The organism is Rhizobium sp. 57MFTsu3.2 (assembly GCF_012932765.1).
GTDB classification, from domain to species: Bacteria; Pseudomonadota; Alphaproteobacteria; order Rhizobiales; family Rhizobiaceae; genus Rhizobium; species Rhizobium altiplani.
Genome location: NZ_JDWI01000014.1, coordinates 133,406 through 152,683, shown reverse-complemented (window position 1 = coordinate 152,683; position 19,278 = coordinate 133,406). Strand labels below are relative to the sequence as shown.

16 protein-coding genes and 1 pseudogene are annotated in these 19,278 nt (G+C 56.9%); 8 read left to right on the top strand and 9 right to left on the bottom strand.

Annotated features, from left to right (window positions below; translation table 11 throughout):
- A partial coding sequence (locus tag AF71_RS16750; RefSeq protein ID WP_169682218.1) for a LysR family transcriptional regulator occupies positions 1 to 354 on the bottom strand: 354 nt, incomplete at its 3' end.
- Between the two features lie 91 nt (positions 355 to 445).
- Here AF71_RS16750 and AF71_RS16745 point away from each other — a divergent pair.
- Both AF71_RS16745 and AF71_RS16740 read left to right on the top strand, forming a co-directional pair.
- Entirely contained in the window at positions 446 to 715 is a 270-nt protein-coding gene (locus tag AF71_RS16745) for a helix-turn-helix transcriptional regulator (protein ID WP_029792730.1), read from the top strand.
- A gap of 542 nt (positions 716 to 1,257) precedes the next feature.
- Positions 1,258 to 3,057 carry a methyl-accepting chemotaxis protein gene (locus AF71_RS16740; RefSeq protein ID WP_169682215.1) on the top strand — a complete coding sequence of 600 codons (1,800 nt, stop codon included), beginning with the start codon at positions 1,258 to 1,260 and terminating at the stop codon, positions 3,055 to 3,057.
- Positions 3,058 to 3,134: 77 nt separating this feature from the next.
- Here AF71_RS16740 and AF71_RS16735 read toward each other — a convergent pair whose 3' ends face one another.
- From AF71_RS16735 to AF71_RS16720, 4 genes are all read right to left on the bottom strand, one after another.
- Positions 3,135 to 3,449, bottom strand: a complete 315-nt coding sequence (locus AF71_RS16735) for a hypothetical protein (RefSeq protein ID WP_029792674.1) — start codon at positions 3,447 to 3,449, stop codon at positions 3,135 to 3,137.
- An 80-nt stretch (positions 3,450 to 3,529) separates the two neighbouring features.
- Positions 3,530 to 4,363 (bottom strand): aldo/keto reductase, encoded by an 834-nt coding sequence (locus AF71_RS16730; protein WP_029792675.1) that lies wholly within the window; start codon positions 4,361 to 4,363, stop codon positions 3,530 to 3,532.
- A gap of 16 nt (positions 4,364 to 4,379) precedes the next feature.
- On the bottom strand, positions 4,380 to 5,405 hold the full coding sequence (locus AF71_RS16725; protein ID WP_029792676.1) for an LLM class oxidoreductase: 1,026 nt from the start codon (positions 5,403 to 5,405) through the stop codon (positions 4,380 to 4,382).
- Positions 5,406 to 5,469: 64 nt separating this feature from the next.
- Positions 5,470 to 6,654, bottom strand: coding sequence for an MFS transporter (locus AF71_RS16720; RefSeq protein WP_025661379.1), 1,185 nt, complete (start codon positions 6,652 to 6,654; stop codon positions 5,470 to 5,472).
- A gap of 154 nt (positions 6,655 to 6,808) precedes the next feature.
- Here AF71_RS16720 and AF71_RS16715 point away from each other — a divergent pair, with 154 nt between their 5' ends.
- Positions 6,809 to 7,753: a LysR family transcriptional regulator gene (locus AF71_RS16715; protein ID WP_029792677.1), complete on the top strand. Its 945-nt coding sequence runs from the start codon at positions 6,809 to 6,811 to the stop codon at positions 7,751 to 7,753.
- A gap of 293 nt (positions 7,754 to 8,046) precedes the next feature.
- On the opposite strand, the gene AF71_RS16710 is transcribed toward AF71_RS16715, so the two are convergent.
- Positions 8,047 to 9,096: an L-dopachrome tautomerase-related protein gene (locus AF71_RS16710; RefSeq protein ID WP_169682213.1), complete on the bottom strand. Its 1,050-nt coding sequence runs from the start codon at positions 9,094 to 9,096 to the stop codon at positions 8,047 to 8,049.
- Positions 9,093 to 9,536 (bottom strand): cupin domain-containing protein, encoded by a 444-nt coding sequence (locus AF71_RS16705; RefSeq protein WP_169682200.1) that lies wholly within the window; start codon positions 9,534 to 9,536, stop codon positions 9,093 to 9,095. Before AF71_RS16705 ends, AF71_RS16710 begins: the two co-directional genes overlap by 4 nt.
- Before the next feature lie 234 nt (positions 9,537 to 9,770).
- Here AF71_RS16705 and AF71_RS16700 point away from each other — a divergent pair, with 234 nt between their 5' ends.
- From AF71_RS16700 to AF71_RS16685, 5 genes and pseudogenes are all read left to right on the top strand, one after another.
- Complete coding sequence (locus AF71_RS16700) at positions 9,771 to 10,895, top strand: zinc-dependent alcohol dehydrogenase family protein (protein ID WP_029792439.1); 1,125 nt, start codon at positions 9,771 to 9,773, stop codon at positions 10,893 to 10,895.
- 51 nt (positions 10,896 to 10,946) lie between these two features.
- Positions 10,947 to 12,206: a cyclopropane-fatty-acyl-phospholipid synthase family protein gene (locus AF71_RS16695; RefSeq protein ID WP_169682199.1), complete on the top strand. Its 1,260-nt coding sequence runs from the start codon at positions 10,947 to 10,949 to the stop codon at positions 12,204 to 12,206.
- Positions 12,207 to 12,572: 366 nt separating this feature from the next.
- A pseudogene (locus AF71_RS31765) lies at positions 12,573 to 12,692 on the top strand (IS6 family transposase); the annotation flags it as partial.
- A 242-nt stretch (positions 12,693 to 12,934) separates the two neighbouring features.
- Positions 12,935 to 14,608, top strand: coding sequence for an FAD-dependent oxidoreductase (locus AF71_RS16690; RefSeq protein WP_029792442.1), 1,674 nt, complete (start codon positions 12,935 to 12,937; stop codon positions 14,606 to 14,608).
- Positions 14,605 to 16,110: an FGGY family carbohydrate kinase gene (locus tag AF71_RS16685; protein ID WP_169682198.1), complete on the top strand. Its 1,506-nt coding sequence runs from the start codon at positions 14,605 to 14,607 to the stop codon at positions 16,108 to 16,110. The genes AF71_RS16690 and AF71_RS16685 overlap by 4 nt, the downstream gene beginning before the upstream one ends.
- Before the next feature lie 928 nt (positions 16,111 to 17,038).
- Here AF71_RS16685 and AF71_RS16675 read toward each other — a convergent pair.
- Together AF71_RS16675 and AF71_RS16670 are read right to left on the bottom strand one after the other, a co-directional pair.
- Positions 17,039 to 17,797 carry a pyridoxine 5'-phosphate synthase gene (locus tag AF71_RS16675; RefSeq protein ID WP_029792447.1) on the bottom strand — a complete coding sequence of 253 codons (759 nt, stop codon included), beginning with the start codon at positions 17,795 to 17,797 and terminating at the stop codon, positions 17,039 to 17,041.
- 41 nt (positions 17,798 to 17,838) lie between these two features.
- Positions 17,839 to 19,269: an NAD(P)(+) transhydrogenase (Re/Si-specific) subunit beta gene (locus tag AF71_RS16670; protein WP_029792448.1), complete on the bottom strand. Its 1,431-nt coding sequence runs from the start codon at positions 19,267 to 19,269 to the stop codon at positions 17,839 to 17,841.
- Positions 19,270 to 19,278 lie beyond the last annotated feature (9 nt).

The window sequence follows — 19,278 nt, the reverse complement described above, 5'->3', positions numbered from 1 at the left end:
GGGAAACTTGCGGGCGATCTTGGCAAGGAAGGTCGGCAGCATGCCCATGGTGGCCGGATAGATGCTGCCGATCCTGATCTGGCGGATACGACTGCCGCCGGCTGCCCGCGTCAGTTCCGTGGTCAGGTCGATGTCGCTCAAGATCCGCACACAGCGATCATAGAAGGTTTCCCCTGCCCTGGTCAGCTCCACCCTTCTCGTCGAGCGGATGAACAGCGGGCAGCCAAGCTCCCTTTCCAGCGACATCACATGATTGCTCAGTGCCGGCTGGGCAATGCACATCCTTGCTGCCGCCCGGCCGAAGTGCAGTTCCTCGGCCACCGCTTTGAAGTAGGAGAGTTGGCGAAGTTCCACCTTTAACCCTCCGCCTCATACAAACCAACAATCACTAATATGAGACCTACAGTCCGTCGATTGTCAAGCCGTTTAAATGTGTTCTGCGCTGATGGACACGAAGCAGACCATAGGATGGAATTTGAGGCGCCTTCGCGTGGAGCGTGGTCTGTCGCAGGAAAGGCTCGCACTGGAGGCAGGTATCGACCGTTCCTATGTCGGGCGAGTTGAACGGGGTGAAGAGAACGTAACGGTGGCCACCCTAGAGGCTTTCGCACTTGTTCTTTCGGTCGGGGTTGCAGCCCTGTTTGAAGAAATTAGTCCGCATGAGGGAAAACCCAAACCGCTTCGCTCGGGCCGCAAACCTAAGGGAAGAAATTAGGGCTCAAGTGAGGTCGTGCGTGTATGTGGGCGGTCGAATAAGAGGCCGGCGACTTGGCGACGAGCGCTTGCCGCGCTTGATGGGATTCGGACGATGTTCCGGAAAATAAAACAGCGCAAGCGTCTGAAATTTCGAACTTTGTGGCGTAGGTTCTATTATGGATCTCCCAAACATCATCGTGGTATTCTAATACCACACTGCGGGATAACGCACTATGGAACTGGCGAGCCGGCGACACGTTGCGGCGTAAGGCTCTATTGTGGAACTGCCAAGAAAACGCTGCCGCCAATCATTCCTATGCAACCAAAACGTCAGGCGCTACTCGCAACGCGTTTCCAGCGATCTTTGGAGATGCGGTTATAGCAACGGGTTTGAGCCAACGACAACATTCTGCCAATACACCCGGAAGGAACGCAGAAGTGCGTCTTCGCTTATAAGACAGCTGCTCTCAAGCAATCAAATAAAATTCATTTTTAAGTATTCTTATACGAAATAAATTGTATTTCCTTAATTTAGTTTGCACGACAACAGGAGGAAACGTCATGCATATGCCCCTACGCATGCTGGTCCTAGTTTTAGGCGCAGTGGTTACATTAACATCCGCCGCGTCGCTTACTCTACAGGCCTACGCCCTCAATACCCATTCGGTCGGCAGCGCGGAGTATAGGGACCTTTCGCAAAACCGGGAGTTCATTGCGGAGATAGTCCCTCCCTCCCTCAACTTGCTGCAACCCTATGCGATCGCGATGGAATCTTTTGTCTACCACCGCACCAGCGAGAACAATCTGCAACAACTCGAAACGCTGCACGCGGCTTATCTTGGACGCAAGGCATTCTGGCTGAGCTCAACAACACTGCCATCAGACCTTCGCAGCAAGCTAAACAAGGACGTTGTTCCTGACACGGAGGCATTCTGGTCTGTTGTGATGGACAAACTCATTCCGGCAATTCGAGACAAGGACCAGCCAGCGATCGCTACTGCAGGTATCGCACTTAAGGACACCTTCGCCCGTCATCAGAAGACGATGGATGACCTGATGAAACTGACCCGAGTTGTGGTTCAAAATGGCGAAGCCCTATCGGAAAGCCAGAGTCAATTTCTAAAAAGAGCAGGGACAGCAGTAGCTTTGCTTTCGATCGCTTTTCTGGTTGGTGGCCTCGCCTTGCTCAGAAAAAGAGCGATCCTCCCGGTACTCTCACTAGCAAGCTCAATGCGCGCACTGTCCGAGGATAAGCTGAACACAGTGATACCGTACGCGAGCCGCCGTGACGAGATCGGTGACATGGCGGACGCATTGGCTATTTTTCGAGAATCCGCAATCGAGCGACGTCGCCTCGAAAGCGAAGCAAGAGATACGCGCATTAGCGCCGAGTCCGAGCGGGTGCGGGTCCAGCAGCGGGCGGAGGCTGACGCTCAAGCAAGACTCGCGAAGGCTACTTCCGGTCTGGCGTCAGGTTTGCGTCACTTGGCGTCCGGTACACTTGCAACCAAGCTCAACGAGCCCTTTTCATCCGAATTCGAAGGCCTACGTGGCGATTTCAATCAGTCGGTTGAGCAGTTGGGAACTATGCTGATGAGCATCTCGGCTGTCGCCAAGGTTATCGACTCGACAACTTCCGAAATTAGTGCAGGGACTAATGATCTTTCCCGACGCACGGAGCATCAAGCTGCGAGACTAGAAGAAACGGCAGCCGCACTGAGCGATGTTACCCGAAACGTAGGAACAACCTCAGCGATGGCTGACCAAGCGCGGTCCGTTGCAATTGCCGCAAACCAATCCGCAAGCCAGTCTGAGGCCGTTGTCGACTTGGCAATTTCAGCAATGAGCCGCATCGAGGCATCCTCGCAACAAATGTCTGGCATCATAAGTGCGATCGATCAGATCGCGTTCCAGACGAACCTGCTCGCATTAAATGCTGGCGTTGAGGCCGCCCGCGCGGGCGAGGCAGGAAAGGGATTTGCGGTAGTCGCACATGAAGTGCGACAACTCGCGCAGCGTTCCGCAGTAGCTGCGCGAGAGGTCACCCAACTAATCTCCGACTCCAACCATGAGATCATCATCGGGGTCAACCTGGTCAAACAAGCAGGCGACGCTTTGAGAGCGATTGGCGTCTACATCGATAGCATGAACTCTCAAATGGAAGAAATCGCGCGCTCTGCCCAACTACAAACGTCAAGTCTCACAGAAGTGAACGCTGCAATTGGACAGATGGATCAGGTGACACAACAGAATGCCGCGATGGTCGAGGAAACAACCGCAGCAATCGCCCATCTTGCTCAGGAGGCGAGCCGATTGACCCAGGCTCTTTCAATTTTCTCGGTCGAACATCTCGCGGCATAGAGGGCCGACAGTGTCATACCTGCAAAGAAAATATGCTCGTGGCCTACCGAGCATATTTCTTTGATGAGCAATTACTCCTAGTCGGCGAGTTCGCGCAGCGATCCGGAAAGCGATAAAAGCCCGATAGGGGTAGTAAAAAAGATCAGCGAGGAACCCTTCTCGAAGTTATCGATATGGACGACGGTCGAACCGTCAGCCTCTTGCCAAGAAATGACGAAGTTCCCTCCATCGAGCTCCTTCCACTCGAAGGCGACCTTTGCGGTCGCACCCTTGAGTGAACCGCCGGAGATTTCGTAGGTCAAGTTGTTCTTGTCGGCCGCATAGGTGTTGGTCGCAACGAGATCGCCGTAGTTGACCTCGAAGGTGCGTCCGGCAAAGTGGAATCGGCTCATGTCACTCTCCAGTTTCGAGCAATCCGCAGACCGCGATGTTATCCTAAGGCTCGGAGGGGCCGTCGGCCCCTCCCTCGGTATCAGGCAGCCTTGTCCCAGACCGGTGCCAGACCGTCTGGCGAAACGATCCGGCCATCGGCCTTCGCCAAACCGTGGATGGCTGCCATTTCTTCGGCGGACAGGGCGAAGTCGAAAATGGCAAAGTTCTCAGCGGCGCGAGCCTCACCGACCGTTTTGGAAAGCGCGATGACACCCTCCTGCTGGATAAGCCAACGCAAAACGACCTGCGCCACAGACTTGCCATGCGTGGCGCCGATGTCCCTCAGGACGGGATCGGCAAAGACCTTGCCATCGGCCATGCCGTAATAGCCTGTCACCGACATGCCGGCCTTCTTGGCCGCCGCGATCACCACGTCCTGGTTTAGATAGGGGTGGTACTCGACCTGGTTGGTGACGAGCGGCGCCTTGGAGAGCTTGACGGATTCGGCCACCAGAGCGGTATTGAAATTGGAAACGCCGATGTGGCGAACCTTGCCCGCTTCCTTCACTTCGTTCAGCGCGCCGATTTGTTCCGCGAGTGAGACGGCTTGGTTCGGCCAGTGCAGCAGCAGAAGGTCGACGTAGTCGGTCTTCAGCTTCTTCAGGCTTTCGTCAACGGACCTGATGAAGGCATCGTGCTTGTAGTTCTCGACCCAGACCTTGGTGGTCAGGAAGATATCGCCGCGTGCCACGGCCGAGCCGGCAATCGCCTCGCCGACCTCGGCCTCGTTGCCGTAGATTTGGGCAGTGTCCACGTGGCGGAAACCCACTTTCAGGGCATGAGGAACGATCCTGAGCACGTCTGCGCCGGGCATTCGGAAAGTACCGAAGCCGAGGGCTGGAACGGTGGCGCCATTTGCGGTTACGCTAAGCATTGCTAGTACTCCTTGGCTATTCCGCAGCGGTCTTCGCTGAGGGGGATTGGGCGTTGAGGGTTGGCAGGATGTCGCGTGCCAGTTCGTCGATAACTTCGTTCAGCGGCCGGCGCGACGGGCGCAGCAAGAGTGCCAGATGATCGACACCGGCGTCTTCCAGCGCGTTCAGATGCTCGACGAAGGCATTGCGGCCGGTGCGCGCGCCGAAGCGGCGCGGTGTCGCCGGTTCGTTGGGATCGTCAGCGAGATCAAGGTGGAAGGCGCTCACGAAGGCACCGCGGGGCAGATCAAGAGCCTGGCGGGCAGCGCGCCAGTCGTGCGCCTGGGCCGCGAGCCGCTCCAGTCCGTTCGGATAGACGAACCGGCCCTCCATGTTGGCAGCGATCCAGTCCGGCGACTGACGGCCCTGACCGGCAATGATCATCGAGATTTGGGTCTGCTGGGGCTTTGGCAGCAGGTCGAGGCTAGGCTCGACACGCCCGTCGCCGATCGGCAGGCCATCTGTCTTCCACGCATCGCGCAGATACGAAACCGCGCTCCGGAAAGCTTCGCCGCGCTGTTCGAAATCGAGCCCGAGCAACGGATATTCCACCGGGCGGTCGCCAGATGCCACCCCGAGGATTAGCCGACCGCCGGAGAGCTGATCGACCGAGGCGGCCGCCTTCGCGACCATCATCGGATGGCGCAACGGCAGGACAATGGCAGCAGTACCCAAAGCGACGTTTTCGGTAATGCCGGCGAGAAAGCCGAGATTGACAAAGGGATCGTAGACGGAACCGGCGTCGCCGAAGTTGTTGGGATCGAACACCGGCACGTCTCGCATCCATACGGCAGCAAAACCTGAACGGTCGACCTGGCGGACAAGATCGGGATAGTCGGCGAGATCAGGAACACCGAAGGGACGGTTTTCCCGTATGCGTCGCGCTTCCCGCTCCGGTGACCAGTCGTTGTCGAGGGGAAGCTCTATGCCGAGCGTCAGGCCGCCTTCCGGCTTACGGATGCGGTCCAACGCAGACAGCTGACCAGCATTGAACTTAGACATAAGAATTCTCCGGGTAGGGTTCATTAAGGGAACCCGGCGCTCTTCGCGCCGGGTTAGTCACGATTTAGGCAGCCTTGAGGATGGGGGTCGTTGCGCGGCGATCGAGAGCGCCACTCCAAATAGTCAGTAAGAGCGCGACGACGACCAGGATTGCGCCGACCCAGGGGGTTGCTCCGAGACCTAGTGGGGACTCTACCACGAGGCCACCAAGCCATGCGCCAATGGCGATACCCAGGTTGAACGCGGCAATGTTGAGAGCCGATGCGACGTCAACGGCGCCTGGGCGATGCTCCTTGGCAAGTTTCACCACATAGAGCTGCAGGCCGGGCACATTGCCGAATTGAAGGAAGCCAAGTGCCACAAGGGTGACGATTGCCAGGGTCGGCGAAACTGCTGTGAATGTCAAAATGACCAGCACAAGCGCCTGCAGAATGAACAGACCGATCAGCGCCTTGACCGGGTTGTGGTTGGCGATCTTGCCGCCGGCGATGTTACCGATGGCAATCGCAATGCCGTAGAGCACGAGGATCAAGCTAACGCTCTGTTCCGAAAATCCAGTAATTTCCTGCAGGATCGGAGCCAGGAAGGTGAAGGCGACAAACGTGCCACCGTACCCGAGTGCGGTCATGGCGAAGACAATCAGGAGGCGTCCAGAACCCAGAACGCGGACTTGATCGAGCAGGCTTGCTGGTGCGGCCTTCTTGAGATTATTCGGCAGAAGGGCGGCAATAGCGAGGAAGGCGATAACGCCAAGCGCAGCTACGGCCCAGAAAGTCGCACGCCATCCGAGGATCTGACCGATATACGTGCCGAGTGGAACACCAGTGACTATTGCGACAGTCAACCCCATGAACATCATGGCGATAGCCGAGGCGCGGCGGTTTTCCGGAACGAGATCAGCGGCGATAGTCGAGCCGACTGAAAAGAAGACGCCGTGGGCGAAAGCCGCCAACACGCGAGCCACGAGCAGAAGTTCATAGCTCGGCGACAGAGCAGCAACTGTATTGCCGACGACGAACAGTGCCATCAGCCCAAGCAGCAGCGGCTTTCGTTCGATCTTGCCCGTCAGAGCGGTTAGGATCGGCGCACCAAACGTGACGCCGAGCGCGTAGACGCTTACGATCAGGCCCGCGAGCGGCAGGGTAATCTGGAGGTCGTTTGCGACCGTTGGCAAGAGCCCGACGATCACGAATTCGGTGGTACCGATCGCGTAGGCTGCGATCGTCAATGCAAAGATGGCTAAGGGCATGACAAGTTCCTCTCCGCTCACGGTCTGAGCGGGTTGTGAAAACAGCTGTGCTGTCGGTTGAAGGACTGCTGTGCTGCAATATCGTCGAAGAGGGCTTGAATGATAATCAGGAGCACTGGATAAATACCTGTGAATTTCATTCATAGGCAGAGCAATGGATAATCGAACGGGCGAAATGGAAGTCTTTGTAATAGCTGCTGAATTGCAGAGCTTCTCCGCCGCTGGGAGGCGTCTCAAGATGTCACCCTCCGCCATCAGCAAACTTGTAACGCGGATTGAAGATCGGCTTGGTACCCGCCTGCTGGTCCGGTCAACTCGGATAATGACGCTTACGCCCGAAGGCGAGGTCTATCTCGCGCGAGCTCGGCGCATTCTCGCAGAGATATTGGAAACCGAGCAGATCGTTGCTGGCGGCGGCCGAATGGTTCCGCGCGGGCTGCTCCGCGTCAACGCAACGCTGGGGTTTGGCGAACGCTACCTATTGCCGCTCGCGCCGGAGTTTCTGGCGCTCTATCCAGAGGTCGAACTGGATATCTCCTTAACGGATGGCGTTATCGGCCTCATCGAAGAGCGCACCGATATTGCGATTCGATCCGGGGCCATGGACGACTCATCTCTGAAGGCACGCAAGCTTCTAGAAAGCCGCCGAGTCATTGTTGCCTCCCCTGCCTACCTTGACGCAAAGGGTACACCGAAAACCCCACAGGATCTTGCGGTCCACAACTGTTTCACCTTCAATTTCCGGCGGGCGCTGAATGAATGGCCATTTCGGGATCCTGGATCATCGGAGGTCTATCGCGTTCCTGTATCGGGAAATACAACTGTCAATAGTGGCATGATTATGCGCCGCCTTTGCCTTTCAGGCAGCGGTTTGGGCAGGGTTGGACTATTCCATGTGCAGCCGGATATTGACGCAGGAAGACTGATCCCGCTGCTCGAGGAATACAATCCGGCGGACATCGAACAAATTCATGCAGTCTTTGCTGGACATGAACATCTCGCTGCCCGGATCCGCGCGTTCATTGACTTCCTGGCGGAGCACCTCGTCGAGGAGGGAAGATCGAAGCCGGATCCGAGAGAGCACCCTCGGCCCCTTTGAAAGTCCTGTACGGCGCACCGTGGCCAAGCTCGCAAATGCGTCCCCAAGAGTGCTGTGCACCCTCAACTCAGGCGCAGTGATCGCTTCAAAGTTCGATTGATCTCAATCGGTTCGCGGATGCGTCCCGCATAGGTCCGCCCCCTCCTCGACCCTGGTTGACGTTTGCGTGCAGTGAGCAGCGCCCGCACCTTTTGGACTGGAGGAGATTTGGAGGGAACTGGAGGGAACAAAAGTGCGTGCATCTCTTAAGGTGCTTAAAAGCAAAGTGGTTCCCTCCGGCACGTCGGTTATCGCTAGGCCGTCATCGGTGCGTCAACGCGCAGCCGGAGCAAATAGTAAGGCGGTCGACTTGCATCGTCTCCACTGTTCAACAACGGATGCCGGTGCAACTGATTGCTAGTGATATAGAGCCAATGCCCCTGCACATCTAATTCGACGCCATCCGGCCAGCCAAGCCGTTCTGTATCCTCGACGAGAACGCGATATCCGGCAGGCGATGCAACGCCTATTGCGCTTTTGACAATATCCGTGATGTAGACATTGCCGACAGCATCGACATCGAAGCCGTCGCAGGGCGGTTTTGCGCACCAGAATTCAACACCACCTGCAACGACTTCAGCACTCACAGTGTCGTCGGAGAGAATGTTGGCGTCGATCCGATATACTGATTTGCCCGACAACGCGCCGAAGTAAACCCATCGTCCGAGCGGGTCGATAGCGATCGGATTGAGACCATACCGGTAAGGAACTGTGCGTCCGTCCGCCGTGACGGTCGCAACTGTCTTCCCGTCGATGACGACCGGCGCTTCGTCAGGCTGCAGGGCAGGATGGTTCTCTAGCACCCGTCGGGCAAGCCCAGTCACGAGATCAACTACAATGATGGCGGGATAATCACTGGAGCCATTGGCATTCAGCGTCATATCGGCGATGTAGATGCGTTTGCGTTGCGCGTCGATTACAAAATCTTGTGCGAACGAACTAAAACGCAAGACACTTTGCGGTAAAACAATTATCTGGTGAAGCCTGTCCGCGCGGTCGTTCCAGGCAACCAGTTTTGGCTGGTTACCGGCGTCACCCATATCCAGCATCCACACGACGTCATCCTTGTCCGCCCGAATGCCGATCACGCCCGTCATACCACGGCCATCCTGACGGGGTTTGCCCGCCCAGATCTCGTTGGGATAAGGCCGGTGGTTTCCGTCGGAACCAATGACCCGAACCGCAAAGTCGGGGGTAGCGACCGCCGAAACGGATATGAGTGTCCTGCCGTCGCGCATGACGGTCGGATTACCCGGACGCTCCACGTCAAACGTTGCAACAATTTCCAGTTCAGCCGCACTCATGATTTTGCCTTTGCGAAACTTGCCGGGGTACCTTGCGCCGGATCGATGAAGATGATGTCGCCAGGATCGCGGCGCGGCGTGTCCACTGAGAACATGAAGAGCGGGTGCTCGAGAATCTCAGGCATGCCATGGACAGTGCCCTTCTTGAAGAAGAGCATTTCGCCCGGCCCGACCTCGAATGGCTCCCGATTTCCCATAAAAAAGCGGCCGCGCCCGGACAATATAATAAGGTATTCGTCACAGGTTGCATGATAGTGAGCTGGCGTGGGCTTGTAGACGCGAAATACCCGAGCGCTCGCCTCATCCTCATCCGTTAGGCGAGTATCCACGAGCAAGGTATCTGCCGTTTCCGGGAAACTGTTCACGATTTCATCGAAGTTGAACGCGGCAAAAGGCGCCGCTTCAACAAGCTTCCTGCGATTGACATCAGAAGTCACCATAATTGGTCCTCGTTTTTACTTGGATGACCCGAAGATACTTCGTTGCTCCTCAAGCACTAGCCGGCTCTCGCGAAAAACTCCTGAGAATTCGCGGAACAGATAAAGAGACGCAGCGGCTGCCGCTCAACGCTGCCATTGGTGAATTCGATTCAAAACAGTTAATGCGACGGCGCGTATTATCGTCTGAATGACGCACGTATACTTTCCAGCCAGTTTCCATTCAGGAGAGAAAAAATGCTGGTCAGAGCCGCGGTATTGCAAGGAATGAATGCTTCTCACCCCTATAGCGCTAGTAAACCGCTAACCATCGAGAATATCGAACTTGCCCCGCCCGGCCCGGGTGAAGTCCTGGTTCGGATCCGCGCTGCCGGACTCTGCCATTCCGATCTCTCCGTCATCAATGGCGACAGGCCGCGTCCGATGCCAATAGCGCTGGGACATGAAGCGGCAGGCACCATCGAGTCATTGGGTGATGGTGTACGCGACCTTGAACTGGGCGATCACGTCGTAATGGTCTTTGTGCCGAGTTGCGGGCACTGCCTGCCTTGTGCGGAAGGCCGCCCCGCACTGTGTGAACCCGGAGCCGCAGCCAACGCTGCAGGCACGCTCCTTGGCGGAGCAATAAGGCTGAACTACCGCGGCAAATCCGTCCATCATCATCTCGGTGTTTCCGCTTTTGCCGAATACGCCGTCGTATCCCGCAATTCGCTCGTTAAGATCGACAAGGATCTACCCTTCGTGGAGGCTGCGCTGTTTGGCTGCGCTGTTTTGACGGGCGTTGGTGCTGTCGTGAATACTGCTCAGGTAAAAGCCGGCTCGACTGCCGTTGTCGTCGGGTTAGGCGGCGTCGGTCTTGCATCTGTGCTGGGAGCGCGAGCGGCGGGCGCGAGCAAGATCGTTGCGGTCGATCTTTCCGAAGAAAAACTAGCTCTTGCGCGTGAACTTGGCGCAACTGCCACCGTAAACGGACGCGATGCGGACGCTGTGGAACAGGTTCGCGAGATCACCGCCGGTGGTGCCGACTATGCCTTCGAGATGGCCGGCTCGGTTCGTGCGCTCGAAAGCGCGTTCGGTATGACCCGGCGCGGTGGCACGACGGTTACCGCAGGTCTACCTCCGCCGGGAGCGGCCCTTCCCGTGAACGTCGTCCAGCTTGTCGGCGAAGAGAGGACCCTCAAAGGCAGTTATATTGGCACGTGCGTGCCTATACGGGACATCCCGCGCTTCATCGCCCTTTATCGCGACGGCCGGTTGCCGGTGAACCGACTGCTCAGCGCTACGATGAAGCTCGAAGACATCAACGAAGGCTTTGACCGCCTGCAGGACGGAAGTGCCGTGCGGCAAGTGATAGAATTGTGACCGCGCGCGCCGGAACACCGCACGAAATCATCATTGAAATGGCAAGACCTTATGGAAATCTTTCTACACCCTTTTCTGAAGCGAACGATCAAAACCGGCGGATTGCGCGTGACCTACGCTTCCGGGCGAAACCGGATCTACGGTCAAGGCGAACCCGAAATCTCTATCGAGATCACGACAAAGGCAGCGGAACGCGCACTGTTTTTCAATCCCGAGCTCGCGATCGGCGAAGCGTTCATGGATGGCGATCTTGAGATAAGCGGCGGCTCCGTCTACGAGTTTCTCGAACTGCTCTTTAAAAATACCCAAGTCGCCGAACTTCGAGGCGTTCCGGCAATGTTGAGAAAGATCAACTTCCTTCTCCGCCGCATCCACCAGTTTAATTCGCAGTTGCGATCCCGTCAAAACGTTGCGCATCATTACGATCTGAATGGCGATCTCTACCGGCTGTTTCTTGACAGCGACAGCCAGTATTCCTGCGCCTATTTTGAAGATAGCAAAATTACGCTGGAAGAAGCGCAACTTGCCAAGAAACGGCACCTCACGGCCAAACTACTGGTCTCGCCCGAACACCGCGTTCTCGACATCGGCTCGGGCTGGGGCGGATTAGGGCTGTACATCAATGCAATGGCGGGAGCTGACGTTACGGGCGTGACTCTTTCGCAAGAGCAGCACGCGGTTTCCAATGGACGCGCGTCGGACAAGAATGTCTCGGACCAGGTCCGCTTCTTGCTCAAGGATTATCGCAACATCGACGAACGTTTCGACCGTATCGTGTCAGTCGGCATGTTCGAACATGTCGGCGTTGGGCATTACGACGAGTTTTTCGCCAAGGCGCGCAGTGTTCTGAAGCCCGGCGGCGTTTTCGTGCTCCATTCGATCGGGCAATTCGACGCACCCTCGGCCACAAACCCTTGGATTCATAAGTATATATTCCCCGGTGGTTATATTCCCTCGCTATCCGAAGTCTTCCCGGCTCTGGAACGGCATGGCTTCGTGGTGTGTGACGTGGAGATCTTGCGATTACATTACGCGGAGACACTGAAAGCCTGGCGGGAGCGCTTCCTGGCGCGTCGTGACGAAGCCGTGCGGCTCTATGACGAACGTTTCGCCCGTATGTGGGAATTCTATCTCGCCTGTTGCGAGACTGCCTTTCGCTACCAGGGTCTAATGATCTTTCAGCTACAGCTTTCGCTGGATCAGACCGCAGTACCATTGACACGGGACTATCTGCCGAAAGCGGAAGCCGCCCTGCAAGAGAACGAGGCGAAGCTGCCTATGGAGCAGATCAGCCTCCGCCAATCGGCCTGACTAATCTGCCAAAGCGGGCCAGCTTACCTGAGGAACGGAAACGATGAGCAGGGCGAAGGCTGTAGGAAGCGCAGAATCGCACCGTCGCCCGTCGCGCACCCGATGGCCGGTCGAAGACGTTACGCGTCTTGCGCCATCCCCCATGAGTTTTAGATAGGGGTAGCTTACGACTGGCTACATTCCGACCGTGCCTCGACCCCCGCCTCTTCGCAAGCTTCGATGACCGCCAATTTATGCGGCGGCTTGCCTTCAATGGGCCATCCCCTCGGGCTAATCCAGCGCCGCCTCGGCGAACCAGTTTGACGACATGGGCCGTGAGGACAGGCGCGCCGCCCAGACCACATGCTCAAACCGGTTGCCCACATCCGCCGCGATACCAAGCTTGCTACAGCTCTGTTGATACGATTGCTGAGGCAACGGGGATCCATACGGAAGTGCATCGTCACGGACAAAACCCGTTCCTACGGCGCTGAACGACGCGGAATTGCCTGCCTCAGATCGATCGCAACTGAAAACATCTCATTTGGGACTTAACTTGGTGATCCCGGTTGCCGACACCGCCTTCAGCAGAGATAACCTGACATCCCCGGGTGTTGTTACCTCTACACGTTGTCATCGTATTGATGCCGTTCGGGCATTCCGCTCTAAAAATCAATTTTCCACGATCCTCCGCTGTGACTAGCTTTGCTGCGGGTTCAATAGGGTTAGCCACCTGCTGCGAGGTATAGATGAAGCGCGACCAGATGATCGATGCGGTCCTAGCAAATAATCGATTTGACGTGCTGATCATTGGAGCGGGTATCAATGGCTGTGCGCTTTTTCGGCAGCTCTCCTTGTCGAGCTTGCGCTGCCTCTTGATCGACAGGAACGATTTTTCGGCCGGGACAAGTGCTGCATCGTCGAGGATGGCGCACGGAGGCCTTCGATATCTGGAAGGCGGAAACTTCGCCTTGGTCCAAGAGTCGCTCGCAGAGCGCAACCGCCTTTTCCGTAATGCCTCCCACCTTGTTCGCCCAGTTGAGGTCATCATTCCCTACTCCACACGAGTTGCGGGACTTGTTACGGCGGCATTGAACCTGTTGACCAACCAAAAGCGCAGCCATCGCCGCGGAGGTCTTCTGGTGCACATCGGGCTCACACTCTATGACTCGTTTAGCAGTCGCAGTGGCACAAGCCTTCCGCATCGCCGTCTCGGGCGCAAGGCTCTTGACCGACTACTGTCCGGGCTTAACGAAGCAATAATCGGTGCAGGAGTTTATACCGACGGGCTCGTCCTTCATCCGGAACGACTGGCGCTCGAGTTAATTCAAGATGGAGTGCGTGCAAATCCAGACTGCGTCGCTCTGAACTACTGCGAGTTCTCGCAAAATGACCAAGGCATCGTCATTCGTCCCGAGCATGGGCCCGAGTTGTTGATCGCGCCCCGCGTCGTCGTAAACGCCACAGGACCTAGTGTTGATCGTGTCAACAGCAAATTGGGTCTGAAGACCTCTCATGTGATGGGTTCTCAAGGACTTCACCTGGTACTGGATGCGCCGAATCTAGCCAAGGCCTTAGGCGATCGAATCGTCTATTTCGAAACTGAAGATGGTCGACTTTGTCTTGCCTACCAACTGGCCGGCCACGTCTTTACCGGCACGACCGACCAGCTCACTGGCACACCGGAGGGCGAGCGCGATTTTACACGCGATGCGGCGTATATCCTCGGCAATTTAAACCGCCTTTTCCCACAGGCTAACCTGCGGTGCAAACAGATCACTTCGAGCAGCTTCGGTGTAAGAGCCTTTGCAGCGGTGTCAGCAGAAACCGCTGCCTCGGTACCTAGAGATCATGGCGTGGTTCAGGACACATCCAAACATGGTCCCGTTCTTTCCATGGTTGGTGGGAAATGGACAACATTCCGGTCCTTCGCGGACGACACGAGCAAGGTCCTAACTACGCACCTACCCGACCTCAACCCGAGAGACACCCGCGATATTCCAATAGGTGGAGCGCGGGACTGGCCAACCGTCCGAGGGATTCGTCTCAACCGGTTGCAACAACTCGGCATCACGGCCGCGAATGCAGAAATTCTTGTTTCCCGCTACGGCTCAGATGATCGCATCGACTCCTTCCTAGGATCGCCCGAGGGAAAGGAAGAGATACAAGCGGATCCACTCCTCCTTGGCGGGGAACTCGCAATGTTCTTTGAACTGGAGCAGGCTCGGACGCTTAGTGACATCTTTTACCGCCGTTGGAGCCCAGGCTTCGTCAAACCTCCAAAGGAGACCGTTATTGCGCGGATCGCTGATATTGCCGCGAAACACCTCAGGTGGGACGAGCCAATGCGTCGGAGGCAACAGGACGCGCTTCGAACTGAGATGAACATCCGCCTGCCCCGTGTTGGGGAGATGCCAAATTGAGCGCGAAACCCGATCTAATCCTAGGCATCGATGCAGGCGGAACAACGGCAAAAGCTGCCCTTTTCGACATCCAGGGCAATTTGATTGCTGTCCACCGACGTCAGCTGCCCACAGTCACTTCACGGGGCGGCGGCAGGGCCGAGCGTGATCCGGACTTGCTGTGGGAAGCAGTGGCCTCGGCCCTCCGCGATCTTTTGTCTAGCGCTGACAATGACCGTGCGGCTCGTGTGGCCGCCGTATGCGCGACAGGCTTCGGTGGCGGCCTGTTTGCGGTTGGTTCCAACGGTAAGACGATCGGCCCAGCAATTCTGTCCTCCGACAGACGCGCAATCCTTGATTCGACGTCGCTGAATAAAGGCCCGCTTTGCGCCGCAATCTCTTCCACTCTGGGTATCGAGTTATGGTCCGCGTGGTCCCTTCCATTGTTTCGCTGGATCCATAGGAGTGGTGATCATACCTATGACCGAGCAGACAAAATCCTCTGGTGCAAAGACTTTATCAGACTGCGCCTCACGGGAACCATCTCTACCGACCCCACCGACGCGGCCACAGCCGGACTGCTCGATCTAAATCGCGAAACCTACGCTCGGGATTTGATAAGCGAAGCGTGTGGGGACGTCTGGCTCGACCGTCTCCCCGAAATACTGCCAAGCGATGCGATCGCTGGCCATGTGACCGGCGATGCCGCTCGGCAGACGGGGCTCTTGCAGGGTACCCCGGTTATGAGCGGATTAGTAGATCTGTCAGCCTGCGCCCTCGCGTCTGGAGTGATCGAGCCTGGGGAAATTTCGATGATTGCGGGAACGTGGAGCATCAACCAAATCGTTGCTACACCAGAGACGGCCACGTCACGAATGCCAATCACTGCCTTGCCCCATTTGGACAAGAGCAAAAGGCTGATTTCCTTTAACTCAGCGCGCTCCGCAGGAAACCTCTCTTGGGTCTTGTCGCACATGATGACCGTGCCTGGGCAAGCAGGGCAACCTGGAGATCATCCAGCGTTCGATCGGTTAGCCGACCCAGCTTTGCTGGATATGGATTCCCCATCCTTCTTTCCCTTTTTATTGGGCGGAGTGGAGACCGGACGAGGCGCCTTTCTTGGACTTGGAATCGAACACACGCTGCCCGAAGTCGTCACTGCAATGTATGAAGGCGTAGCGTTTGCCCATACTCAAGACTCTGCGCCGATCTGGCCGCTGGCTCGCGAACACGAGGCAATTCGCCTCGCTGGCGGAGCAGCTACGAGCCACATGTGGGCACAACTCTTTGCAGACTGCTTTGGACGTCAAGTTGAGACGCTGGATTGCGGCGAGCTCGGCGCAAAGGGTTGCGCCATTACGGCGGCGGTGTCGCTCGGCGCCTACCGGAATACTAACATCGCTGCGAGGACTATGGCGCGGGTAGCAACCCGGTTCAGCGCCAACGCAGATCGCCATAAACTGCTCAAGAGGCGCTTTGATCGCTGGACACGCGATGCGGAATGGATTGCGAGCCGGAGCTAAAGGCAGCGCAGGGTCTGCGCAACTTCCAAAACTCGCTTCAAAAGGGGGCTAGCCGCTCGACTTCGTAGCAGGTAGAGGCTCACCGAGCCTTCAATCCGTCCGCCTTCTAACCGGGCACGGTTTAGATTTAGTCCTTCTGGGACCTCCGCATCGGCAATTGGAGCCACCCCGAGCCCTGCCGCAGCGGCGTAAGCCTGAGCTTCGCGGGTCGTGATTTCGAGTATCCCTGCGGGTTGCATAGCGTGATGCTCCAGGTGCCCAAGGAACGGCCGTTCGTGTCTGGGATCCCGGTTCACGCAGGAGCAGCGTCTTGCTGGAGAACTCTGTTTGGCTGAGCGTCATACCATCGGTAGGGATGTGTGCCTGCGTCCCAACCAATAGAATTTCACGTCGCTCATGGGGTATTGCAATGAGATCGGCCTCGTTCACGTATCCACCCGCAATACCGAGGTCAGTTCGACAGTCAAGCAAATCTCCGACGACACGCGCTGAATTTGCCTGGGAGATCGAGATTTCCAATGCTGGAAAAGTCTCCCGCAAACGAGTCACGATCCGGATCATCGCACGCGGCGCAGTAGAGCCCAGACACAGCCTCCCACTTACGCAACCGGACGAATTGCGCAGCGCAAGTTCAATATCATTCTCGTGCTGGAACATCTGGCTCGCGCTGCGCATCACGCTCTCTCCAGCCGACGTTAGCCCTACGAATTTGCCCCGGCGACGTACTATCAATTCGACGCCGTACTGCTTTTCAAGCCGGTCGATCATAATTGTCACTGTCGATTGCGTCCGCCCGAGTAACTGCGCGCCCGCTGAGAACCCACCTCCGGTAGCCACAGCGTGAAACGCCCGTAAGGCCGGCACATTGACTGGCATTAGTTTCTCCACAGCCTTCGGCAACACCCGGTGGATGCATCCTCTACGTGGACTACGTGTGCTCCGAAGCTTCAAGCACTCTGTTGTAGAGTCTAACAGTCTCGCCGAGGCCGAATTCCAATGCATCCGCCATCAACGCGTGACCAATCGAGACCTCCGACAGAAAAGGAAGGCGTCGAAGGAGGGCCGGCAGGTTCTTACGGTTGAGATCATGACCGGCGTTTATTTTTAGGCCCGCTTTGACAGCCGTCCGCCCCGCTTCCTGCAGTGCTCGGAGATATCTGACAGCTTCCGCCGGATGGTCATGGCAGGACGCATATGGCCCGGTAAATAGCTCAAGACGGTGCGCTCCCATGTCGGCGGCCCGTAGTGCCGTTTCGTCTTCACTTTCTGCGTCGACGAATAGAGAGACACGGATGTTCTGTGCGGATAACAGGCGGATGGCGGGCGTTAGCAACTTCGCCTTGGCTCGGAGATCCCATCCATGATCGGAGGTTTCCTGTGAGGGATCGTCCGGTACAAGCGTGACCTGTGTCGGATTTAGATGCAAACAAGCGTCCAGGAACATCCGGCTTGGATAGCCCTCGATATTAAACTCCGCGTGCGGAAATTCGTCCCGAACAAGATCGCGTAGCGGTTCAAGGTCGGAAAATCGTACATGGCGCTCATCGGGTCTCGGGTGGACGGTAAGGCCGCAAGCGCCTGCGCGTAGCGCTATGCGTCCAAAATGCAGCAAGTCCGGCCACGGCAAATTGCGCCTGTTTCGCAGGAGCGCGACCACGTTGAGGTTGACTGACAGGCGTGGCGTCATGTTCTACTTCCCTCTGTCGCCATGGCTAGATCCAACCGGCTTCACCAAAACCCGACAAGTTTTTCCAGGGAGACTTTGGCATCGCCATAAAACATGCGGGTGTTCTCCTTGAAGAACAACGAGTTCTCGATGCCGGAATATCCAGTTCCCTGTCCACGCTTAGAGACAAAGACCTGTTTGGCCTTCCACACTTCTAGCACCGGCATTCCTGCAATCGGTGAATTTGGGTCGTCCTGGGCGGCAGGGTTGACGATGTCGTTAGAGCCAATGACAATCACAACATCTGTCTTGGGGAAATCCTCATTGATTTCGTCCATTTCCAGCACAATGTCATATGGCACCTTGGCTTCTGCCAACAGCACGTTCATGTGCCCCGGCAGACGCCCCGCAACCGGGTGGATAGCGAAGCGGACGTCCTTGCCTTCGGCGCGCAGACGCCGCGTCAGTTCCGAGACTGCCTGCTGCGCCTGCGCAACCGCCATGCCATAGCCCGGGACGATAACGATTGATTCCGCTTCGTTAAGCGCCGAGGCGACACCTTCGGCATCGATCGCCACTTGCTCGCCAACAATTTCCATCGTCGGACCTGTGGTAGTTCCGAAACCACCGAGGATGACCGAGACGAAGGAACGGTTCATCGCCTTGCACATGATATAGGACAGAATGGCGCCCGAAGAACCGACCAGAGCACCGGTAACGATCAAGAGATCGTTGCCGAGCGTAAAGCCGATTGCGGCAGCGGCCCAGCCCGAATAGCTATTGAGCATGGATACCACCACCGGCATGTCCGCGCCACCGATACCCATTATGAGATGGTAGCCGATGAACAGGGCGAGAGCTGTCATGACGATCAGCGTCCAAGTCTCGCCGCCGTTCGCATACATCAGTAGCATGATAAGGGAAAGGATAGCTGCAGCAGCATTTAGGTAATGTCCACCGGGCAGCTTCTTTGCCTTGCCATCGACCCTTCCGGCAAGCTTGCCGAATGCCACGATCGACCCCGTGAACGTGACGGCCCCAATGAAAACTCCAAGGAAGACCTCTACTTTCATGATGCCGAGCTCGATCGGCGTCTTGTGGGCCACAATGCCGGCGAATCCATCGAGTGCCGCGCGCATACCCTCGTCCATGCCGCCGACGCGCCAAGCTTCGATATGAGTGTTGAAGCCGATGAAGACAGCAGCGAGACCGACGAAGGAGTGTAGTGCTGCGACTAGCTGCGGCATCTCGGTCATCTGCACTCGACCGGCGACATAGGATCCGAGAACGGCACCGCCTCCTATCGTAAGCGTGACAACAAACCAACTTCCTACGCCCGGACCGAAAATCGTGGCGATGACGGCGAGCGCCATACCAACAATGCCGTACCAAACGGCGCGCTTGGCGCTTTCCTGACCGGAGAGACCACCGAGCGAGAGGATAAAGAGAACCGCCGCGGAAATGTAAGCCGCGGAAACAATACCGATAGTCATTGTAATGAA